Here is a 19,824-nt window from a genome sequence, read left to right as displayed (position 1 = left end):
CTTCAGTGGCCGCCGGAGTGGCCCTCGGGTGACCGGCGGGGGGTGGGGATCGAGCGCACCGCGTACTCCTGCACGGCCGCCGCGTGGTCGGCCTCCTCCAGGACCCAGTCGGCGCTGCCGGGCGCGTGCCGGCGGCTCAGCACGCCCTGCACCGTGTCGACCATCGTGGCGACGCCGGCCCGGGGGCGGCTGCGCCAGAGCTGCTCACCCTCGGCGGTGATGCGGAACCATCCGTCGGCGACGGTGACCAGGCCCGCGCCGACCAGCCGTTGGACCGCGGCCTCCACCTCGTGTCGTTCGGGAATCGCGTGGTTGAGATGGTCGGCGGTGGACAGCACGTCGGTCAGACGTACGCCCTCCGGGCGGCGGCTGGTCGCGGACCGTCGGTGTCGTCCGGCGCCGCTCGCGATGACCAACGACACGAAGATCCAGGCGTCGCTCCAGCGCCAACCGTTCTCCCCCATGCAGTGATGATGACGGCGAGCGACGCGGAAGGGAACACCCACCCTCCAACGAGCCCACTTCCACCAGCGCGGCGTGCCGGTCCGTGAACGGTCGGTGAACGGTCACGCGGCCGGGGCGTGCGAGGGGCCACCGGCAGTGACCGCCGATTCGTCGTCAGCGTCGGCCGTGGCCGGGGGCACCGCGACGAGCGGGATGAAGAACTGCGCCAGCGGACCGATGGCCAGCGCGTAGGCGACCGTACCGACGCCGACGGTGCCGCCGAGCAGCCAGCCCAGGGCGAGCACCGTGACCTCGATGACGGTACGCACCAGTCGCACCGAGAAGCGGGGATGGCGGGCGACGAAGCCGGTCATCAGCCCGTCGCGCGGGCCGGGGCCCAGGCGGGCGCCGAGGTAGAGCGCGGTGGCGGCGCCGTTGGCGACGATTCCGGTGATCAGAAACGCGATGCGGAGCCCGAGAGGGCCACCGGTGGGCATGAGGGCCAGGGTGGCGTCCACCACGAGGCCGACCACCACCACGTTGCTGACGGTGCCGAGGCCGGGCCGCTGTCGCAGCGGAATCCACAGCAGCAGCACCAGAGCTCCGACGCCGATGGTGACCGTGCCGAAGGAGAGCCCCGTGAGCTCGGACAACCCCTGGTGGAAGACGTCCCAGGGGTCGAGGCCCAGGTGGGAGCGGACCATCAGGGCCATGCTGAGCCCGTAGAGGACGAGCCCGGCGTAGAGCTGGGTGAGCCGTCGCACCGGCCGTTCCCGGAGATTGCCAATCAGTGCCATGCATGCCACCCTAGGTGCCAATCCTCCCGGAGGAAGAAGCCAATATCCGAGGAGTGGCCATGACCGGTCAGGTGCGAGGGGTCCAATTGGCGCGGCTGCTGGGGCAGTGGCACGCCCTCCCGGGCCGTCGCCGCAGCCCCGACTACGCCGCACTCGCCGGGGCGGTACGCGGGCTGCTCGCCGACGCCCGGCTTCCCCTGGGCGTACGGCTGCCGGCGGAACGCGAGCTGGCCGAGGCGCTGCGGATCAGCCGTACCACGGTCACCGCCGCGTACCGGGAGCTGCGCGAGACCGGCCACCTGGCCAGCCGCCGGGGCGCCGGCAGTTGGACGATGCTGCCGGGCAACCACCGGGTCGCCAGCACCGGCCTGTGGACCCCGCTGGACGACCGGGACATGATCGACCTCGGCGTCGCCGCGTTGGCGGCCCCGCCGCAACTGCTCGGGGCCTCCCGGGCCGCCGTCGAGGACCTGCCCCGCTACCTGGGCGGCGCCGGCTACCACCCGACCGGCATCGGTGAACTGCGCGAGGCGGTGGCCGCCGGCTACACCGCGCGAGGGCTACCCACCTCGGCGGACCAGATCATGGTCACCAGCGGCACCCAGCACGCCCTGGACCTGGTGCTGCGCCTCGCCCTGGCCCCCGGCGGGAACGTGCTGGTCGAGTCGCCGACGTACCCCAACGCGCTCGCCGCGCTGGCCGGCCGGCGGGCCCGGATCGCCACCCACGGTCTGTCCGCCGACGCCGGCGGCTGGGAGCCCGACCTGTTGCTGGGCAGCCTGCGGCAGACCCGGCCCAAGTTGGCGTACCTGATCCCGGAGTTCCAGAACCCGACCGGGCACCTGATGCCCGCCGCGTTGCGCGAGCGGGTGGTCGCCGCCGCCCACGCCGTGGGCACCGACCTCATCGTCGACGAGTCCTTCGTGGACCTCCCGCTGGACGGCGTCGAGCTGCCGCCCCCCACCGCCACGTTCGACCGGCACTCCCGGGTGGTCAGCATCGGAGGGATGAGCAAGCCGTACTGGGGTGGTCTGCGGATCGGCTGGGTACGCGCGTCCGCGCCGCAGGTGCAGCGGCTGGCCGCCGTCCGGGTCGGCGTCGACATGTCCAGCCCCGTGCTCGACCAGCTGGTGGCGGTACGCCTGCTCGCCGACGCGGCGGCCATCGTCGCCGACCGTCGAGCGCAGCTCGCCGCCCAGCGCGACGCGTTGCTCGGGGCGCTGGCGCACCGACTCCCGGACTGGCGGGTGACCGTGCCGCGCGGCGGCGTGACCCTCTGGGCCGAGCTGGACGGCCCGGTGTCCAGCGCGCTCGCCCGGGCCGCCGAGGAGGTCGGCGTACGGCTCGCGCCCGGGCCCCGGTTCGGTCTGGACGGCACCCTGGAACGTTTCCTGCGACTGCCGTTCACCCTGCCGGCGGCCGAGCTGGTGGAGGCCGTGGAGCGGATCGCCACGGTCCGTTACGACCTGGACCGCAGCGATCGGCAGCGGTGGCCGGAGCCGTCGGTCATCGCCTGAGCCCGTACGGCCGCCGATCGAGACGCCGGTGGCCCCACACCCGAGCGGGTGCGGGGCCACGACGGTCCGTTGCTACAGCTCGGCGAGGGTGCCGGCGTACATCTTGTCGATCTCGGCGGAGAAGTTGCCCTCCACGCCCCGTCGCTTGATCTTCAACGACGGGGTGATCTCGCCGTCCTCGATGGTCAGGTCACGCGGCAGGATCGCCACCTTCTTGATCGTCTCCCAGCGGTTCAGCTTGGCGTTGAGCTGTGCGACGTACTCCTCGACCATCGCCTGCGCCTCCGGCGAGGTGACGATCCCGGTGTAGTCGCGGCCCTCCAGCGGGCCGCCGGCCACCCAGCCCCGGATGGCGTCCGCGTCGAGCGTGACGAGCATCGTGCAGAAGTTGCGCGCCTGCCCGATCACGACCGCCTGCGAGGTGTACGGGCAGATGGCCTTGAACATGCCCTCGATGTGCGAGGGCGCGATGTACTTGCCGCCCGAGGTCTTGACCAGGTCCTTCTTGCGGTCGGTGATCCGCAGGTAGCCCTTCTCGTCGAGCGTGCCGATGTCGCCGGTGCGGAAGAAGCCGTCCTCGGTGAATGCGGCGGCGGTCTCCTCGGGCAGGTTGTGGTAGCCGCGCATCACCGGCCGACCCCGCACCAGGATCTCGCCGTCGGTGTCGATCCGGCACTCCAGGTCGCCCATCGCCTTGCCGACCGTGCCGATCTGCAGCCCGTCCGGCGGGTTGACGAAGTTGCCGGCGCTGGTCTCGGTGAGGCCGTAGCCCTCCGAGATCGGCAGGTTGGCCGCGGCGAAGAAGGTGGCGATCTCCGGGCTCAGCGGCGCGGCGCCGGAGACCAGCACCCGCATCCGGCCGCCCAGTCGCGCCTGGAGCTTGCTGAACACGAGCTTCTCGGCCAGCCCGTACCGGAGCTTGAGCCCGGCCGGCACCGGCTTGTCGGCCTGCTCCAACGCGACCTTCTCCTTGCCGACCTGCACGCCCCAGGCGAAGATCTTCGCCTTCGCGCCGCCGGCGCCCTGCGCGGTGGTCACCGCCCGGTTGTAGACCTTCTCGAAGACCCGGGGTGCGCCGCACATCAGCGTCGGACGGATCACCGCGAGCAGGTCGACCAGCTTCTCCACCCGCCCGTCCACGTAGGTCGGCAGGCCGACGTGGATCGCGCCGCAGAGCAGCGTCTTGCCGAACGAGTGCGCCAGCGGCAACCACAGGTACTGCAGGTCGTCGTCGCGCAGCAACCCGACGTCGGCCTGCGCCACCGCCTCCCAGCACCAGCCACCGTGCAGCAGCTCGACACCCTTGGGCTGACCGGTGGTGCCGGAGGTGTAGATCAGAGTGGCGAGGTGGTCGGGACCGATGCCGGCGACGAGCATGTCGATCAGATCGGGCTCGGCGGCCAGCGTCTGCCTGCCCCGTTCTTCCAGCTCGGTGAGGGTGAGCTGGGGGATCGCGGCGTTCGGGTCGGGGGTGCCGTCGAAGAGCACGACGTGGGTCAACGCCGGCAGGTCGGCTCCGGCTATCTTGGCCGCCTGCGCGGGGTTCTCCGCGAAGAGGACCCGTGAGGCGGAGTCAGCGATGATGTACGTCGCGTCCGCCGGCTCGGTGGTCGGGTAGACGGTGGTGGTCGCCCCGCCGGCGCACATGATGCCGAGGTCGGCGACCACCCAGTCGAGCCGGGTGTTGGCCAGGATCGCGACCGGGTTCTCCTGGCCGACGCCGAGCGCGTGCAGGCCGGCGGCGACGGCTTTGGCGCGCTGGCCGACCTGCTCCCAGGTCAACCAGTCGGGCCCCGAGTCGTCAGGGGTCGGGGACGCGAACGCGTGCCGGTCGGGGGTGGCCGCCACGCGCTTGAGGAACATGTCCGGGATGGAACGGTACGGTACATCGAGAGCCATCGCTGTAGCCGCCTTCGGGGGTGGTGACGTGACGGTCGTCACGTCATAGTGGTTACCGAAGAGTATTGCCTGATACCGGGCATCGGCTAGTGCCGGTGATCGTCCGGTGATCTCGCCGCGCCGACCGGCGCACCGGTCAGGCGTAGCGGGCAGCCACGACTGACCAGTCGTAGGTGGCCCGGACCCAGTTGCGTCGCGCCGCCAGCGGCGACTGGAACCCCTCGACGCCGCTGGCGAGCAGTCCCTCCTCCGCCGCCTGGTACGCCGCCAATCCCCGGTTGAAGCGGTCCGCGGCGGCCCGTAACGCGTCCGCCTCGTCGAGGCCGCGCTCCTGGGCGATGACCGTCACCAGGTTGTGCGCGTCCGGGTCGGACCGGCTCTCCTTGCCGTAGGAGAAGAGGTCGTTGCACCAGCACACCAGGTCCACCGCCAGCAGGTCCAGGGCGGTCAGGGCCGCGTCGGCGCGCCCGGCCGGCCCGAGTGGCTGATCCGACGCGAGGTCGGTCAGGGTGAGGCAGGGGTGTACGCCGCCGATGTGCCGGCGCAGTTGGACGTACTCCGTCACCCCCGGCACGCGGCGGCGCTCCCGGTTGGCGGCCTCCCAGAGCAGCGCCAGCAGGTACTGGCGGACCTGGCTGACGAACCGCAGCAGCATCGGCGGCCGACCCTCGGCCCGGGTACGGCGGCACAGGTCGTGCAGCGCGGTGCCCAGCGGGCCGACCTCCGGCGGTAGTGCGGCGGCCGGATCACCGGCGCGGTCCAGCACGTTGAGCAGGGCGGCGATGACCGGCGCGAGCCGGCTCGGATCGGCGCCGAGGCCGTCCTCGTCGCAGGTGTCGTCCATGACGAAGAGCCAGGAGATCAGGTCGGTGAGGAGGCGCAGCCCCCGCACCGGCCCGTCCGGGCAGGCTCGGCCCGCCAGACCGGCGGCGTCCGCCCGTTGCAGTCGATGAATTTGACCGGAGTTGACCAGGCCGAAAGCGCGCGCCCACTCGACGCTTTCGTTGGCCACCCGATCTGTGGACTTGTGGCGCCCCGCCATGAAGGAGGGTTCCCGTAGCGCCGAGATTGCGAAACTTCGCATCGTGTGCCCCCACATCGTGCCGCCCCGGCGCGGAACGGCGCGGTGAAGCGTACGGGAGGAGGTATCGGTACGCATCGTTGGGACTGGGGCATTCGTCCGACCTTGCTGTGACCGATTAAGCGCAGAAAGTCACATGCCCAGGCTGGCGTTGCGTAACTGTCGGGCCGACGCCGCGGAGCCGTCGAGCTGGACCCGCGCGACCCGCTGGCGTCCGGAGAGGAACAGGGCCAACTCGGCCGGTGCGCCCACCACGCGTAGTCGTTCGCCGCCACGGCCGACGGAGACCTCGCCGTACCCGGGCGCCTGCACGTAGAGGTCCGCCGGGAAGCGCCGCAGCGTCAGCCGGGCCATCGGTGCGGCTCGCTTCCACAGCGCGGCCTGCAGGCCGCGCGGCAACTCGCGCGGCTGCCAACCTCCGACGGCCCGCCGGACGTCCTCGTGGTGGATGAAGAACTCCATGGCGTTGACCAGCTCGTCGGTCAGCGGGTTGCTGACCGGGCTCCACAACGGCGGCCGGCGAACCTTCGCCACCAGTTCCGCGTAGGGCTCGGCGGCGAGCCGGCGGCGGACCCGTTCGGCGTACCCCCGCAGTGGCGGCAGCATGATCCCGCCGGCCGCGTCCAGACGGCGCTCGCGCAGCACCAGGTGCGCGGCGAGGTCGCGCGTCGCCCAGCCCTCGTTGATCGTCGGGGCGTCGGGCCCGAGGGCCAGGAGGAGGTCGGCCAGCGCCTCGCGCTCGGCTCGGGCGTACCGCGACATGGGCCGATCGTAGGCCCGGACCTCCGCCGCCGCGCGCCGAGCGGGAGCGGGTCGCGCCGGGCGTACGGCCTCGTCCGGTACGTGATGGTCGACATATCCCGTCGGGGTCGGCGGTGCCGGCCCGCAACGGTAAGGATGAGGTAGATAATTGTGGCTTACGGCGGGGGAGAGCGTGGCGAGCAGGACAAGCCGGGACGTGCTCGGCAGAGGGCTGGGGGTTCTGCGGCAGGCGATTCGGGAGCAGCCACGGATCTTCACGGTCGCCGTGGTCGGCAGCGTGCTGTTCGGCTCGATGGTCATCGTCAGCGCCTACGTGGTGGGCGCGGTGGTCGGCGACGTGGTGGTGCCGGCGATCGCGCGCGGCGAGGTCGGCGTGGGCGCGCTGACGCTGGCGGCGGTCGCCCTGTTCGGGATCAGCGTGCTGCGGGTGGTCGGCATCTTCGGCCGCCGGCTCGGCGCCGGCTACATGCAGTACCGGCTCCAGGCCTCCTACCGTCGCCGGGTCACCCGCCGCTACCTGGACCTGCCGCTGTCCTGGCACCACCGCAACGCCACCGGCACCCTGCTGTCCAACGCCAACTCCGACGTGGAGGCGGCCTGGTATCCGATCGCCCCGCTGCCCTTCGCGGTGGGCACGCTGGTGATGCTGGTCGGCGCGATGGTCTCGCTGTTCGCCACCGACTGGGCCCTGGCCCTGGTCGGTCTCGCGGTGTTCCCCGCGCTGTTCGCGCTCAACGTCGTCTACTCCCGCCGGATGGCGCCCCGCCAGGCCCGCGCGCAGCGGCTGCGCGCCGAGGTCAGCGGCATCGCCCACGAGAGCTTCGACGGCGCGCTGGTGGTCAAGACGATGGGCCGCGAGGCGCAGGAGACCGCCCGGTTCGCCGGCCGTGCCGGTGAGCTGCGCGACGCCCTGATCGCGGTCGGCCGGCTGCGGGGCGTCTTCGACCCGCTGCTGGAGACGCTGCCCAGCCTCGGCACCCTGGCCGTGCTCGTGGTCGGGGCGTTCCGGCTGCGCCAGGGCGCGATCAGCGTCACCGAGCTGGTCAGCGTCGCCTTCCTCTTCACCGTGCTGGCCTTCCCCGTGCGCGCCATCGGCTGGGTGCTGGCCGAGCTGCCCCGCAGCGTCGCCGGCTGGGACCGGGTGCGCCGGGTCCTCGACGCCACCGGCGAGATGCCGTACGGACAGCGGACGCTCGACCCGGCCACTTCCGGGCCGGCCACCCTCACCTTCACCGACGTGCACTTCTCCTACCCGCCCGCCGAGGCTCACCAGCCCGGGGCGCAGGTGCTCGGCGAGGTCGGCTTCACCGTCCCGGCCGGTCGCACGGTCGCCCTGGTCGGGCCGACCGGTGCCGGCAAGTCCACCATCGCCTCGCTGGCGGTACGCCTGGTCGACCCGGACTCGGGCACCGTCGTGCTGGACGGGGTCGACATGCGTGACCTGACCGCCGCGTCGCTGGCCGGCACGGTCGCGCTCGTGGCGCAGGTGCCGTTCGTCTTCGACGACACCGTACGGGCCAACATCGCCCTGGACCGCCCGGGCATCGACGACGAGGCCGTGTGGGCGGCGCTGCGCCTGGCCGAGGCGGACGGTTTCGTGGCGGCGCTGCCGGACGGGCTGGACACGATGGTCGGCGAGCGGGGTACCTCGCTCTCCGGCGGGCAGCGGCAGCGGCTCACGCTGGCCCGCGCCCTAGCCGGGCGGCCCCGCCTGCTGGTGCTCGACGACGCGACGAGCGCCGTGGACCCCCGCGTGGAGGCGGCCATCCTCGCCGGCCTGCGCTCCTCGGCCGGTGAGCCGGGCGTTCCCGCCGCGTCGATCCTCGTCGTGGCGTACCGCCGGGCCACCATCGCCCTCGCCGACGAGGTCATCTACGTCGAGCAGGGGCGGGTGGTCGCGCGGGGCACGCACACCGAGCTGCTGGCCACCGTGCCCGGGTACGTGGACCTGGTCACCGCCTACGAGCAGGCGGAGGTCGACCGCGCGCAGGAGCGCGCGTACGACGACGAGGTGGCGCCGCTGCCGTCGGGCCTGGAGATCGAGGTGGACCATTGAGTACGACGGTTACGACGGTGACGACCGACCAGCGGGACGAGCAGCCGGAGACGACCTGGCGGACGCTGCGGCGAGGGCTGGCCCTCTCACCGGAGCTGCGGACCGGGCTGGCCGCCACCCTGGCCCTGGCGCTGGTCTACATGGTGGGCCGGGTGGCCGTTCCGGTGGCGGTGCAGCAGGGCATCGACCGGGGCATCGTCGGCGGTCTGAAGCTGGACGTCGTCTGGTCGGTGGTGGTGGTCACCGCGGCGATCCTCGTGGTCACCACGGCCTGCGGCTACCTGATGATGCGCCGGCTGTTCACGGTCAGCGAGACCGCGTTGGCGAACGTGCGGACGCGGGCGTTCCGGCACGTGCACGACCTGTCGATGCTGCACCAGCAGTCGGAGCGGCGTGGCTCGCTGGTGTCCCGGGTGACCAGCGACGTGGACCAGATCACCCAGTTCCTCCAGTGGGGCGGGGTGATCCTGCTGGTCAACCTGGGTCAGTTGGTGGTGACGACGGCCGTCATGGCCGCGTACTCCTGGCAGTTGACCCTGGTGGTGCTGGCGGCGTTCCTGCCGGCGGTGCTCGTCATCCGGCAGTTGCAGCGCCGCCTCGGCGCGGCGTACGCGACGGTGCGTCAGCGCACCGGCGCGTTGCTGGGCGCGATCGGCGAGAGCGTGGTGGGCGCGCCGGTGATCCGGGCGTACGGCATCGCGGGGCGTACCGAGCGGCGGCTGGACGAGGCGATCGACGCGCAGCGCGTCGCGCAGCAGCGGGCCATCCGGATCAGCATCGTGGGCAGCTCGGTCGGTGAGTTGGCGGCCGGGTTGGCGCTGGCCGGCGTGGTGGTGCTCGGCGTGACGCTGGGTGTGGACGGCACGCTGTCGATCGGCCAGCTGACCGCGTTCCTCTTCCTGGTGACGCTGTTCATCCAGCCGGTGCAGATCGCCACCGAGGTGCTCAACGAGGCGCAGAACGCGATCGCCGGCTGGCGGCGGGTGCTGGACGTGCTGGACGTCGCCCCGGACGTCGCGGACCCGGGGGAGCAGGGCCGGGACCTGCCGGTCGGTCCGTTGGACATCCGGTTCTCGGGCGTACGGTTCGCCTATCCCGGCGGTCTGCCGGTGCTGCACGACATCGACCTGGAGATCCCGGCGAAGAGCCGGGTGGCGGTGGTCGGCGAGACGGGCAGCGGCAAGACGACCTTCGCGAAGCTGCTGACCCGACTGATGGATCCGTCGGCGGGGGCGGTGCTGCTGTCCGGGGTGCCGCTGGCGCAGGTGCGCTTCGACTCGCTGCGCTCGCGGGTGGTGATGGTGCCGCAGGACGGGTTCCTCTTCGACGCGACGGTGGGCGACAACGTACGGTTCGCCCGGCCGGAGCTGACCGACGAGCAGCTGGGGGCCGCCTTCACGGAGTTGGGCCTGGCGGACTGGCTGGACGGTCTGCCCGCCGGCCTCGACACCCCGGTGGGCGAGCGTGGCGAGGCGTTGAGCGTCGGGGAGCGGCAGCTCGTCGCGCTGGCGCGGGCGTACGTGGCCGATCCGGATCTGCTGGTGCTGGACGAGGCGACCAGCGCGGTGGACCCGGCGACCGAGGTGCGGTTGCAGCGCACCCTGGACGCGGTCACGCGGGGGCGTACGACCCTCGCCATCGCGCACCGGCTCTCCACCGCCCAGGCCGCCGACGAGGTCATCGTGGTGGACCGGGGGCGCATCGTGCAGCGTGGCCCGCACGACGAGTTGGTGCGCGACGCCGACTCGGTCTACGGCCTGCTGTACGCCTCCTGGCTGGAGCAGACCAGGTAACGGGTCGATTTTCCATGGTGTCGGCTGGTGGACGCGGTGGTGCGCGTGCTCTACGCTCCGGTTAGGTAAGGCTAACCTTTGAAGGAGGTTGCGCCATGCGGCCCAGCCCCGCCGAGATCGTCCGCACCCTCGTCGCCGGTCGCCTGCCCGGCCTCGTCCACCTGGCTCGCCGCCCGGGTCCGCACCACGCCCGGCACGTGACCGACCCCGACGGCCGGGTGCTGTTGCTGGTGCCGGTCGCCAGTCACCTGGGCGCCGCGCTACAGCCCGTCGCCGGGGGCGCCGACGTCGCGGTGGTCCTGGACGTCCTCGACCTGCCTCCCGCCGCCGGCGCTCCCGGCCTCGGGCGGGCCTGGGTCTCCGGCTGGGCCGTGGAACTGCACGAGGACGAGGCACGCCGTGCCGCCGTCGACTTCGCCGCCGTCGAGCCGACCGGCGACCTGCTCGACGTGGGCGCCCGCTTCCGGCTGTTCCGCTTCGAGGTTGCCGAGGTCCGTTGGGAGCGGGCCGGCGTCGTGCACCGGATCGACCCGGGGGAGTACGCCGAGGCGGAACCGGATCCGGTGCACCCCGTCGAATCGCTGCTGCTCGCCGAGTTCGCCCAGCGCGACCCCGCCGCCGTCACCGACTACCTGCGCCGGCAGCTCGGGCTGACCGAAGAGGCTCCGGACGGGCCGCCGCGCGTGGTGCGGGTGGACCGCTACGGGCTGGTGGTCTCTCTCGGACGCCCCGGCGCGCGGCGGCGCGTCCGACTGGCGTTCCCGTGCCCGCTCACCGGTCCCGACGAGCTGGGCCGACTGCTCCCGCCGCTGCGCCGCCCCGCCGACGTGCACCCGCCCCGCTAGATCGGCAGCGACCCGGTCAGGTACCGCTGGACGCTGGGGCCGATGGTGGCGACCAGGAGCTCCGGATCGGCCGACGCGACCGGCTCCAGCCGTACCACGTGCCGGATCATGGCGAGGCCGATCAGCTGGGTGGCGACCAGCGAACCGCGCAACGGGACCTCGGCCGGATCGACGTCGAGCTGGTCGAGCACCCGGCGCAGCACCTGCGTGGTGACGAACTCCCGCAGCAGCCGCGCGGTCCACTCGCTGCTGAGCACCGAGCGCACCAGCGCCACCCCGGCGCTGCCGGCCGGAGAGTCCCAGATGCCGATGAAGGTCCGTACCAGCCGCTCGCCGACGCCGTCCTGGTCACCGGCCAGCACCGCCGGCAGCAGCTCGGCGGGGTCCACGGGGAAGTTCATCGCGGCCCGGAAGAGCTGGTCCTTCGTGCCGAAGTAGTGGTGTACCAGAGCCGGGTCCACCCCGGCGGTGGCGGCGATGGCGCGGATCGGCGCGGCGTCGAAACCGCGTTCGGCGAACGTCGCCCGCGCCGCGTCGAGGATCGCCTCCCGGGTGTCCGGGTTGCCGGGTCGCCGGCCGGTACGCCGCGTCATCGCCGCCCCTCGTTCGTCCGCTGACGCCGCCGGTCCCCCGACGGCGGGTGGCGACCCGCCCCGCGCGGGCCGCCGCCGGTCGGTCAGCCGGTGCGCCGACGCAGGGTCGCCGCCGCGAGCACCAGCGCCAACACCACCGCGCCGAACACCACGCCCACGTCCACCCACATGGTCGCGGTCGGCTCGGCGTGGGCGCCGACCTCCTGCAACGCCTCGATGGCGTACGTCAGGGGCAGGGCGTCACTCAAACCCTGGAGCCAGCCGGCCATCTCGGAACGGGCCACGAACAGCCCACACAGCAGGAGCTGCGGGATCACCACGACCGGGAGGAACTGTACTGCCTGGAACTCGGTGCGGGCGAAGGCGCTGCACAGCAGGCCGAGGGCGACCCCGAGCACCGCGTCGAGCACCGCGATCCCGATCACCAGACCGCTGCTGCCGAGCGTTCGCAGGTCGAAGACCCAGTACGCCAGACCGGCCGCCAACGAGGCCTGCACCGCGGCGGCCAGCCCGAACGCGATGCCGTACCCGAAGAGCAGATCGAGCTTGCCCAGCGGGGTGGTGAGCAGCCGTTCGAGGGTGCCGGACGTGCGCTCGCGCAGCATCGCGATGCTGGTCACCAGAAACATGATCACGAAGGGGAAGGTCCCCAGCATCACCAGCGCGACCCGGTCGAACACCGACGGCTGTCCCGGCGGTGTCGGCTTGTCGGCGTACATGTAGTAGACCAGCGTGAGCAGGACGGTCGGCACCACCACGAGCAGCGCGATCGTCCGCCGGTCGTGCCGGAGCTGGCGCAGGACGCGGCCGATGGTGGCCGCCAGGATCCGCACGTTCATGAGTTGTCCCGTCCGGCGGACGCCTTCGCCTCGCCGGCCCGGATCAGCCGCAGGAACGCCTCGTCGAGATCGTCCACGCCGGCCGCGGCGCGGATCGCGTCCGGGCTGTCGTCGGCGATCAGCCGGCCCTCACGGATCAGCAGCAGCCGGTCGCAGCGGGCCGCCTCGTCCATCACGTGGCTCGACACCAGCAGGGTGGTGCCGGCGGCGGCCATGGCGTGGAACCGGGCCCACAGGTCGGCCCGCAGCACCGGGTCCTGACCGACGGTGGGCTCGTCGAGGATGACCAGCTCCGGGTCACCGACCAGGGCGCAGGCCAGCGAGGCCCGACTGCGCTGGCCGCCGGAGAGGGTGGCGACGAGTTGACCGGCCGCCCGGGCCAGCCCGACGGCGGTCACCGCCTCGTCGGCCTCGGCGCGACCACGCCCGTACAGGGCCGCGAAGTAGCGGGCGTTCTCCCGCACGGTCAGGTCGGCGTAGACGCTCGGCGCCTGCGTGAGGTAGCCCACCCGGTGCCGCAGCGCCGGGGCGCCCGCCGGCTGGCCCAGCACGGTCACCGTCCCCGAGGTGACCACCTGCACGCCGACCACCGCGCGCATGAAGGTGGTCTTGCCGCTGCCGCTGGGCCCCAGCAGGCCGGTGACGGCGCCCCGCGGAACGGCGCAGGTGATGCCGTCCAGCACCCGCCGCCCGCCTCGATCGACCACCAGGTCGCGGACGCCTATCGCGTCGTCCATCGCGCACCTCCAAGAAACTCATCATTCGTTGAATTCCACGCTAGAGGGGAGTGGGTGGCCCGCGCAACGGGCGGCCTGTCCTCTGGTGCCCGCCCTCGCGCCCAGCGTGACAACGGGCAGTAGGCTTCGGACCGGACAGCAGGTCCGGCAACGGGCATTGCGTGCTGATCGGACGTACGGCACGATGACGCCGTGGGTCACGCTCCGTTACCGCACAGCGGATTTCTTGAGGACTGGGCCGCGCGGTTGCGGGACGCCGCCGAGCGACCGGTCGTCGGCATCCTGCTGCGCGGCAGTCACGCCCGGCGGGCGGCCACCGCGCACAGCGACGTCGACCTCGACGTGCTGGTCGGTGGCTCGCCGTACGCCGCCCGCCGCGCGTACCTCGCCGAGACCGCCGGACGGGTCACCCACGTCTCGGTGGCGGCGCGCGACGTCCGCTCCTGGGTGCACCGGCTCGGCGAGCCGGCCGACTGGGCGTTCGGACTGCCGGTCACCGCGCCGGCCCGGCTGCTCTGGGCGGACCCGCACTGGCGGCCCCGGATCGACCTGCCGGTGCTCTGCCAGCCCGCCGAGCCGCCCCGCCTGGAGGAGCTGATCGCCCTGCTCGGCAAGGCCGCTGCCGCCCGCGCCGCCGCCGACCGCCTCGGGGTCCGGCTCGCCGTGGCGGACCTGGCCCGCCTCTGCCCCTCGGTACTGCGCCCGGCGAACCCGTCGGTGCGGGTGTCGTCCCGGCGCGCGGCGTTCGCGGCGGCCCTGGAGCTACCGGTCGCCCCGGTCGGCTACCGCGAGGACATGCTCCTCTGCCTCGGCCTGCGCCCGGGCGCCACCGGGCAACTCTGGGCCGCCGCCGTGCGGCTGGTCGCCGGCACCCTGCCGCTGATCCGCCCGTACGCCGGGGAGATCGCCGACTCCTCCGGCACCGACCTGGCCGACGCCCTGGTCGACGGCCGCCTCGACCGTTACGTGGCCCAGCTCGCGCGGCCCGTGGGTCACCGGCCGAACCCTCGGCGGGAGCCGTCGCCGGTGCCCACGCCACGTGCGGGAGAATGGGCAACTGTGCCCGTACCTGACGCGCCGGTGACCGGCGTTCCCAGCGAACCGAGTGGCCCGGCGGCGTCGGCGCCGGTCCGCCCGTCCCGGCTCGATCCGGCCGTCGCGGCCCGGCTGCGCCGCAACGCCGACGGCCTGGTCGCCGCCGTGGTACGCGCGCACGACTCCGGCGAGGTGCTGATGGTCGCCTGGATGGACGACGAGGCGCTGCACCGCACCCTCACCACCGGCCGGGCCACCTACTGGTCGCGCAGCCGACGTGAGTACTGGGTCAAGGGCGCCACCTCCGGGCACCACCAGTACGTGCGCTCGGTCGCCCTGGACTGTGACGGCGACGCGCTGCTGGTCAGCGTCGACCAGGTCGGCGCCGCCTGCCACACCGGGCACCGGACGTGCTTCTTCACCGAGCTGCCGGTGACCGGGGCCGAGGCATGACCGACGGCGCGGTGAGCCCCGACCTGCCCACCTTCACCGACCTGGCCGCCCGCTGGCGTGTCGTACCCGTCACCCGACGGCTGCTGGCCGACGCCGAGACTCCGGTGGGGGTCTACCGCAAGCTCGCCGGCGGGCCCGGCACGTTCCTGCTCGAATCGGCCGAGCAGGGGGTCGGCTCGGCGGGCATGGCCTGGTCGCGGTACTCGTTCATCGGCGTACGGAGCAGCGCCACCCTCGTCGAGCGGGACGGCGCGGCGACCTGGCTCGGGCAGCCCCCGGCCGGGCTGCCCACCGACGGTGACCCGGTGCGGGTGCTGCGGGACACCGTCGCGGCGCTCGCCGGGCCGCCGCACGGCCCGGGTGACGGCCTTCCCCCGCTGACCGGGGGCATGGTCGGCTATCTCGGGTACGACCTCGTCCGCCGCTTCGAGCGGCTGCCCGAGCTGACCGAGTCCGACCTCGGCGTGCCGGAGCTGGGCATGATGCTCGCGACCGACCTGGTGGTGCTCGACCACTACGACGGCTCCGCCATCCTGGTGGCGAACGCGGTGCTGCCACCGCTGGACGCCCCCGGCCGCGACGCGCACGTCACCGCCGCGTACCACCACGCGGTGGGCCGCCTCGACGCGATGACCACCGCGCTGTCCCGGCCCATCCCGCCGATGATCTCGACGGTCGCGCGTCAAGCTGCCGGCGAGGTCGTCTGTCGTACGCCCGAGGGGGGCTACGTCAAGGCCGTGGAGGCGGCCAAGGAGGCGATCCGGGCCGGCGAGTGCTTCCAGATCGTGCTGTCCCAGCGGTTCGAGCGGACCACGCACGCCGACCCGCTGGACGTCTACCGGGTACTCCGCACCAGCAACCCCAGCCCGTATATGTACCTGCTGCGCTTCGACGGGTTCGACATCGTCGGCTCGTCGCCGGAGGCGCACCTGAAGGTCACCGCCGGCGCGGACGGGCGGCGGCGGGCGTTGCTGCACCCGATCGCGGGCACCCGACCGCGCGGCGGCACCGCGGCGGCCGACGCCGGCCTCGCCGCCGAACTGCTCGCCGATCCCAAGGAACGCGCCGAGCACGTCATGCTCGTCGACCTGGGCCGCAACGACCTGGGCCGGGTGTGCGAGCCGGGCAGTGTCCAGGTGCCCGAGTTCGCGACCATCGAGCGGTACAGCCACGTGATGCACATCGTCTCCACCGTGACCGGCACGCTGCGTGACGACCGTTCCGCGTTCGACGCGCTCGCCGCGACCTTCCCGGCCGGGACGCTCTCCGGCGCGCCCAAGGTGCGCGCCATGGAGATCATTGAGGAGTTGGAGCCGGTACGCCGTGGCGTGTACGGGGGCACGGTCGGCTACTTCGGCTTCGGGGGCGACCTGGACATGGCGATCGCCATCCGGACCGCGCTGATCCGCGACGGCCGCGCCTACGTGCAGGCCGGCGCCGGGGTGGTCGCCGACTCGGATCCGGCCGCCGAGGAGCAGGAGACCCGCGACAAGGCCGCCGCCGTGCTGGCCGCGATCGCCGCCGCCGAAACGCTGAGGGCGGCCCGGTGAGCGTGGGGGGTCGGCGCGAGCTGACGTACGCGATGCTGCTGTGTCTTGCCGGCGCGGGCCTGGCGCTGTGGATGGCGACCCGGGGCTGGTCGGTCGAGGTGACCGCGCGGCCGGCGCCGTTGCCGCCGGTGCGCGCGGCCCGCAGCGGGGCGGCCCTGCTGCCGTGGCTGCCGGCGCTGGCCGTGGTGGCGTTGGCCGGTGGTGGCGCGGTGCTGGCCACCCGGGGGCGGGTACGGCGGCTGCTGGGTGTGCTGCTCGGCGCGCTGGGCCTGGCGGTGTCGGCCGGCGCCGGTTACGGACTGGTCGCCGACCTCGGCGGTGTGGTGAGCCGGCAGTGGCCGGCGCTCTGCCTGGTCGGCGGTCTGCTCGTGGTCGTGGGTGGCGGGTGGACGGCGCTGCGGGGCGGCGGGTGGCCGGCGATGGGCGCCCGGTACGAGCGGCCGGCGCGGACCGTCACGGAGAGTAAACCGACGACGGCTTCCGCGCCGGGCCCGATGGCCGGTCGGCGGACCACCGAGGCGTGGGACGCGTTGGACCGGGGTGAGGACCCCACGGCCGGCTGATCAGCCGACGGGCTGACGGTCCCGCTCCCGGACGACCGGCTGGCGGTCCCGCTGCGGGCGGGCGGCGGCGCGGGTGGCGGTCAGCTCGGCCACGAGGCGGTCCAGCTCGGCGCGTCGGTCGGCGCGGGCCCGGTCGGCGCAGACGGCCTCCCAGGCGTTGCCGCGTGCCGTACGCATCCGGCCCTCGCCGACGACGGCCCGCTCCAGGGTGTGCACCATTCCGACGGCGAGCGACGCCATGGTCCGGGAGATGGTGGTCAGTCCGATGCTGGGGTTCGACTCGGCAGTATTCATGGCTCACTCCGCACGAGGAGTCGGCGACGGTGGGGCAGGCGCGTCATCGAGTCTGCCCGAGGACGATGCTCACCGGCCGACGTTTCGTCGGGGTGACCGCCCCGTCAACTGTCCCGCCACGCCCGCGACCTGGGAGGGGCCGTTCGGCCTTGAGCTTGCTCACAACATCGACTTCCGTCGCTGTCGTCGGGCGGCGAGCCGGAGTGGATGGCATGATCGATGGGTCGGCCCGGTTCGACCGGAGCCGTCGGGCTCTCGTCGTGTGACGGCGGTCAATACGGAGGTGGCGCTGCGTGACATCCCCTTCACGGCAAGTCGGCCATTATGCCGCAGGCCTTTTCGTGAGCAGCGCCATACCCCCGGCTCCCGGCCTCGGTCGGGTGCCCCTAGCATCGGCCCATGACACCCGGAGAGGGGAGTCCGTTGGTGACTGCTGAGCATGCGCACGCGGAGGGGGACGAGGCCGGTCAGGCAGCGTCCGTAAGCGTGCTCGACGAGATCCTGGCCGGCGTGCGCGAGGACGTCGCCCGTCGCCAGGAGCAGGTTCCGTTGGAACGGATCCGTGAACTGGCCGCGGCGGCGCCGCCGCCGCTGGACGCGTACGCCGCGCTGCGTAAGCCCGGCGTGGCGGTCATCGCCGAGGTCAAGCGTTCCTCACCGTCCAAGGGCCGGCTGGCCGAGATCGCCGACCCGGCCGACCTGGCCGCCGACTACGCGGCGGGCGGCGCGCGGGCCATCAGCGTGCTGACCGAGGGCCGCTGGTTCGGCGGTTCGTTGGACGACCTCGCCGCCGTCCGGGCCGCGGTCACCGTGCCGGTGCTGCGCAAGGACTTCGTGGTCTCCAGCTACCAGGTGCACGAGGCGCGTGCGCACGGCGCCGACCTGGTCCTGCTGATCGTGGCCGCCCTGGAGCAGAACGTGCTGATGGGCCTGCTGGAGCGGATCGAGTCGCTGGGCATGACCGCGCTCGTCGAGGTCCACGACGAGGAGGAGGCCGACCGGGCCCTGGAGGCCGGCGCGCAGGTGATCGGGGTCAACGCCCGTGACCTGCGTACTCTTCAGGTGGACCGCTCGGTGTTCGAGCGGATCGCGCCGGGCCTGCCGAGCAGCGTCGTCAAGATCGCCGAATCCGGCGTCCGCGGGCCGCACGACCTGATCCGGTACGCCTCCGCCGGCGCCGACGCGGTCCTGGTCGGCGAGGGACTGGTCACCCAGAAGAGCCCACGCGAGGCGGTGGCCGAGTTGGTCAACGCCGGCAACCACCCGGCGACGCCCCGGCCGGTGCGCTGACCGCGCCGGTGTGACGCCCCACCGAGAGGATTGTCCGATGAGCGCCGACGCGCTGGCCCCGGTGGCCGGTTCGCAGCCCGACTCCGCCGGCCACTTCGGTCGCTTCGGCGGTCGATTCGTGCCCGAGGCCCTGGTGGCCGCGCTGGACGAGCTCGACGGGGCGTGGCGTACGGCGATCGCGGACGAGTCCTTCCGGGCCGAGTTCGGGGCGTTGCTGCGCGACTACGCCGGCACGCCGTCGCTGCTCTACGAGGCCCGCCGGTTCTCCGCGAAGGTCGGCGCCCGGGTGCTGCTCAAGCGCGAGGACCTGAACCACACCGGCGCGCACAAGGTTCGCAACGTGCTCGGCCAGGCGCTGCTCACCAAGCAGATGGGCAAGACGCGGGTGATCGCCGAGACCGGGGCGGGCCAGCACGGCGTCGCCACCGCTACGGCCGCCGCCCTGTTCGACCTCGAGTGCGTGGTCTACATGGGCGAGGTGGACACCGAGCGGCAGGCGCTCAACGTGGCCCGGATGCGGATGCTCGGGGCCACCGTCGTTCCGGTCACGACCGGCTCGCGCACCCTCAAGGACGCGATGAACGAGGCGATGCGCGACTGGGTGGCGAACGTCGACGCGACCCACTACCTGATCGGCACCGCCGCGGGGCCGCACCCGTTCCCGGCCATGGTGCGGGACTTCGTCCGGGGCATCGGCGACGAGGCCCGGCAGCAGTGCCTCGACCTGACCGGCGCGCTGCCGGACGCGGTCACGGCCTGCGTCGGCGGCGGCTCCAACGCGCTGGGCATCTTCCACGCCTTCGTCGGCGACGAGACCGTCCGGCTGTACGGCTTCGAGGCCGGCGGGGACGGCGTGGCCACCGGCCGGCACGCGGCCAGCATCACCGGTGGGTCGGCGGGCGTGCTGCACGGCAGCCGCACGTACGTGTTGCAGGACGCCGACGGGCAGACGTTGGAGTCGCACTCGATCTCCGCCGGCCTGGACTACCCGGGCGTCGGGCCCGAGCACGCCTGGCTGCACGACACCGGCCGGGCCAGCTACCTGCCGGTCACCGACGAGGAGGCGATGGCCGCCTTCGAGCTGCTCTGCCGCACCGAGGGCATCATCCCGGCGATCGAGAGCTCACACGCGCTCGCCGGCACCGTGACGCTGGCCCCGAAGCTCGCCGCCGAGCTGGGCCGGGAGCCCACCATCGTGGTGAACCTCTCCGGCCGGGGTGACAAGGACGTGCACACCGCCGGGGACTACTTCGGCATCCTCGACAAGGAGCGCTGA

At 73.2% G+C, this 19,824-nt stretch carries 18 protein-coding genes and 1 pseudogene; 10 read left to right on the top strand and 9 right to left on the bottom strand.

Annotated features, from left to right (window positions below):
* Window positions 1-2 precede the first annotated feature (2 nt).
* Both ACQPZK_RS22405 and ACQPZK_RS22400 read right to left on the bottom strand, forming a co-directional pair.
* Window positions 3-464 (bottom strand): hypothetical protein, encoded by a 462-nt coding sequence (locus ACQPZK_RS22405; protein ID WP_433534875.1) that lies wholly within the window; start codon window positions 462-464, stop codon window positions 3-5.
* A 102-nt stretch (window positions 465-566) separates the two neighbouring features.
* Entirely contained in the window at window positions 567-1,241 is a 675-nt protein-coding gene (locus tag ACQPZK_RS22400; RefSeq protein WP_433534874.1) for a YczE/YyaS/YitT family protein, read from the bottom strand.
* A 59-nt stretch (window positions 1,242-1,300) separates the two neighbouring features.
* Between ACQPZK_RS22400 and ACQPZK_RS22395 the strand changes: the two genes are divergently transcribed.
* Complete coding sequence (locus tag ACQPZK_RS22395) at window positions 1,301-2,758, top strand: PLP-dependent aminotransferase family protein (RefSeq protein WP_433534873.1); 1,458 nt, start codon at window positions 1,301-1,303, stop codon at window positions 2,756-2,758.
* A 72-nt stretch (window positions 2,759-2,830) separates the two neighbouring features.
* Here ACQPZK_RS22395 and ACQPZK_RS22390 read toward each other — a convergent pair whose 3' ends face one another.
* From ACQPZK_RS22390 to ACQPZK_RS22380, 3 genes are all read right to left on the bottom strand, one after another.
* A complete protein-coding gene (locus ACQPZK_RS22390; RefSeq protein ID WP_433534872.1) occupies window positions 2,831-4,657 on the bottom strand; it encodes an AMP-dependent synthetase/ligase in 1,827 nt (608 codons plus the stop codon).
* Window positions 4,658-4,793: 136 nt separating this feature from the next.
* Complete coding sequence (locus ACQPZK_RS22385) at window positions 4,794-5,669, bottom strand: terpene synthase family protein (protein ID WP_433534871.1); 876 nt, start codon at window positions 5,667-5,669, stop codon at window positions 4,794-4,796.
* Between the two features lie 201 nt (window positions 5,670-5,870).
* Window positions 5,871-6,500, bottom strand: a complete 630-nt coding sequence (locus tag ACQPZK_RS22380; protein WP_433534870.1) for a TIGR03085 family metal-binding protein — start codon at window positions 6,498-6,500, stop codon at window positions 5,871-5,873.
* A gap of 172 nt (window positions 6,501-6,672) precedes the next feature.
* Between ACQPZK_RS22380 and ACQPZK_RS22375 the strand changes: the two genes are divergently transcribed.
* From ACQPZK_RS22375 to ACQPZK_RS22365, 3 genes are all read left to right on the top strand, one after another.
* Window positions 6,673-8,556: an ABC transporter ATP-binding protein gene (locus tag ACQPZK_RS22375; RefSeq protein WP_433534869.1), complete on the top strand. Its 1,884-nt coding sequence runs from the start codon at window positions 6,673-6,675 to the stop codon at window positions 8,554-8,556.
* Between the two features lie 17 nt (window positions 8,557-8,573).
* On the top strand, window positions 8,574-10,349 hold the full coding sequence (locus tag ACQPZK_RS22370; RefSeq protein ID WP_433539278.1) for an ABC transporter ATP-binding protein: 1,776 nt from the start codon (window positions 8,574-8,576) through the stop codon (window positions 10,347-10,349).
* A gap of 95 nt (window positions 10,350-10,444) precedes the next feature.
* Window positions 10,445-11,194, top strand: coding sequence for a DUF2470 domain-containing protein (locus ACQPZK_RS22365; protein ID WP_433534868.1), 750 nt, complete (start codon window positions 10,445-10,447; stop codon window positions 11,192-11,194).
* Here the strand turns inward: ACQPZK_RS22365 and ACQPZK_RS22360 are convergent.
* The 3 genes from ACQPZK_RS22360 to ACQPZK_RS22350 form a co-directional block, all read right to left on the bottom strand.
* A complete protein-coding gene (locus ACQPZK_RS22360) occupies window positions 11,191-11,787 on the bottom strand; it encodes a TetR family transcriptional regulator (protein WP_357170748.1) in 597 nt (198 codons plus the stop codon). The two genes, ACQPZK_RS22365 and ACQPZK_RS22360, sit on opposite strands and share 4 nt — an antisense overlap.
* An 83-nt stretch (window positions 11,788-11,870) precedes the next feature.
* A complete protein-coding gene (locus ACQPZK_RS22355) occupies window positions 11,871-12,626 on the bottom strand; it encodes an ABC transporter permease (RefSeq protein ID WP_433534867.1) in 756 nt (251 codons plus the stop codon).
* The gene (locus tag ACQPZK_RS22350) at window positions 12,623-13,363 is read right to left on the bottom strand and encodes an ABC transporter ATP-binding protein (RefSeq protein WP_433534866.1); all 741 of its coding nucleotides are present in this window, start codon (window positions 13,361-13,363) and stop codon (window positions 12,623-12,625) included. Before ACQPZK_RS22350 ends, ACQPZK_RS22355 begins: the two co-directional genes overlap by 4 nt.
* A gap of 192 nt (window positions 13,364-13,555) precedes the next feature.
* On the opposite strand from ACQPZK_RS22350, the pseudogene ACQPZK_RS22345 reads away from it, so the two are divergent.
* The 4 genes and pseudogenes from ACQPZK_RS22345 to ACQPZK_RS22330 form a co-directional block, all read left to right on the top strand.
* Window positions 13,556-14,194: pseudogene (locus ACQPZK_RS22345) on the top strand (phosphoribosyl-AMP cyclohydrolase); the annotation flags it as partial.
* 228 nt (window positions 14,195-14,422) lie between these two features.
* The gene (gene hisI, locus ACQPZK_RS22340) at window positions 14,423-14,851 is read left to right on the top strand and encodes a phosphoribosyl-AMP cyclohydrolase (RefSeq protein WP_433539277.1); all 429 of its coding nucleotides are present in this window, start codon (window positions 14,423-14,425) and stop codon (window positions 14,849-14,851) included.
* Window positions 14,848-16,401: an anthranilate synthase component I gene (locus tag ACQPZK_RS22335; protein WP_433534865.1), complete on the top strand. Its 1,554-nt coding sequence runs from the start codon at window positions 14,848-14,850 to the stop codon at window positions 16,399-16,401. Before hisI ends, ACQPZK_RS22335 begins: the two co-directional genes overlap by 4 nt.
* Window positions 16,398-16,964 carry a Trp biosynthesis-associated membrane protein gene (locus ACQPZK_RS22330; protein WP_433534864.1) on the top strand — a complete coding sequence of 189 codons (567 nt, stop codon included), beginning with the start codon at window positions 16,398-16,400 and terminating at the stop codon, window positions 16,962-16,964. The genes ACQPZK_RS22335 and ACQPZK_RS22330 overlap by 4 nt, the downstream gene beginning before the upstream one ends.
* Here ACQPZK_RS22330 and ACQPZK_RS22325 read toward each other — a convergent pair whose 3' ends face one another.
* Window positions 16,965-17,258, bottom strand: coding sequence for a hypothetical protein (locus ACQPZK_RS22325; RefSeq protein WP_433534863.1), 294 nt, complete (start codon window positions 17,256-17,258; stop codon window positions 16,965-16,967).
* A 486-nt stretch (window positions 17,259-17,744) separates the two neighbouring features.
* On the opposite strand from ACQPZK_RS22325, the gene trpC reads away from it, so the two are divergent.
* Both trpC and trpB read left to right on the top strand, forming a co-directional pair.
* Window positions 17,745-18,548 carry an indole-3-glycerol phosphate synthase TrpC gene (trpC, locus tag ACQPZK_RS22320; RefSeq protein WP_433539276.1) on the top strand — a complete coding sequence of 268 codons (804 nt, stop codon included), beginning with the start codon at window positions 17,745-17,747 and terminating at the stop codon, window positions 18,546-18,548.
* Window positions 18,549-18,585: 37 nt separating this feature from the next.
* Window positions 18,586-19,824 (top strand): tryptophan synthase subunit beta, encoded by a 1,239-nt coding sequence (gene trpB / locus ACQPZK_RS22315; RefSeq protein WP_433534862.1) that lies wholly within the window; start codon window positions 18,586-18,588, stop codon window positions 19,822-19,824.

The organism is Micromonospora sp. CA-249363, assembly GCF_050950185.1.
GTDB lineage: Bacteria > Actinomycetota > Actinomycetes > Mycobacteriales > Micromonosporaceae > Micromonospora.
This window is presented reverse-complemented; position numbering and strand designations above follow the sequence as displayed.